This is a genomic window from Pseudomonas sp. GL-R-19 (assembly GCF_019956375.1).
Taxonomy (GTDB): domain Bacteria; phylum Pseudomonadota; class Gammaproteobacteria; order Pseudomonadales; family Pseudomonadaceae; genus Aquipseudomonas.
Genome location: NZ_JAHBDJ010000085.1, coordinates 1 through 1,250 on the forward strand (window position 1 = coordinate 1; position 1,250 = coordinate 1,250).

A 1,250-nucleotide genomic window follows, 5' to 3' on the forward strand; every position below is an offset into this window, starting at 1 on the left:
GCCTTGACCATGTCTTCGATGACCTTCTTGGCGTCACCGAACACCATCATGGTCTTGTCCAGGTAGAACAGCTCGTTGTCCAGACCGGCATAGCCGCTGGCCATCGAGCGCTTGTTGACGATGATGGTCTTGGCCTTGAACGCCTCGAGAATCGGCATGCCGGCAATCGGCGATTTCGGATCGTTCTTCGCCGCCGGGTTGACCACGTCGTTGGCACCCAGCACCAGCACCACGTCGGCCTGGCCGAACTCGGAGTTGATGTCGTCCATCTCGAACACCTGGTCGTAAGGCACTTCGGCCTCGGCCAGCAACACGTTCATGTGCCCGGGCATGCGACCGGCCACCGGATGGATCGCGTACTTCACGGTCACGCCGCGGTGGGTCAGCTTCTCGGTCAGTTCCTTCAGCGCATGCTGCGCCCGGGCGACCGCCAGGCCGTAGCCCGGCACGATGATCACGGTGTCGGCGTTGGTCAGCAGGAAGGTCGCGTCGTCGGCCGACCCGGATTTCACCGGACGGGCTTCTTTCGCACCCGCCGGGCCGGCGGCCTCTGCGGTATTGCCGAAACCACCGAGCAGGACGTTGAAGAAGGAACGGTTCATCGCCTTGCACATGATGTACGAGAGGATCGCACCGCTTGAGCCCACCAGCGAACCGGCGATGATCAGCATCGAGTTGTTCAGCGAGAAGCCGATGCCCGCCGCTGCCCAGCCGGAGTAGCTGTTGAGCATCGACACGACCACGGGCATGTCGGCACCCCCGATCGGGATGATGATCAGCACGCCGAGCACGAAGGCCAGGGCCAGCATCACGGTGAAGGCGGTGTAGTCGCCGGTGAGCATGAAGGTGATGCCCAGGCCCAGGGTGGCCAGGCCCAGCAGCAGGTTCAGCTTGTGTTGGCCGCTGAACTGGACCGGTGCACCCTGGAACAGGCGGAACTTGTACTTGCCGGCGAGCTTGCCGAAGGCAATGACCGAACCGGAGAAGGTGATTGCACCGATGGCGGCACCGAGGAACAGTTCCAGGCGGTTACCGGCCGGGATCGCATCGCCGAGGTTCTGCACGATGCCCAAGGATTGCGGCTCGACCACGGCGGCCACGGCGATGAACACCGCGGCCAGGCCGATCATGCTGTGCATGAAGGCGACCAGTTCGGGCATCTTGGTCATTTCGACGCGTTTGGCCATGATCGAACCGGCCGTGCCGCCGATCAGCAGGCCGACGATCACGTAGACGATGCCGTCGTGCGC

1 protein-coding gene is annotated in these 1,250 nt (G+C 63.4%); it reads right to left on the bottom strand.

Annotation, left to right across the window (positions count from 1 at the left end; all coding sequences use genetic code 11):
- Nucleotides 1-1,250: NAD(P)(+) transhydrogenase (Re/Si-specific) subunit beta (locus KGA83_RS27855; RefSeq protein WP_223531380.1), on the bottom strand; the 1,250-nt coding region annotated here is incomplete at both ends.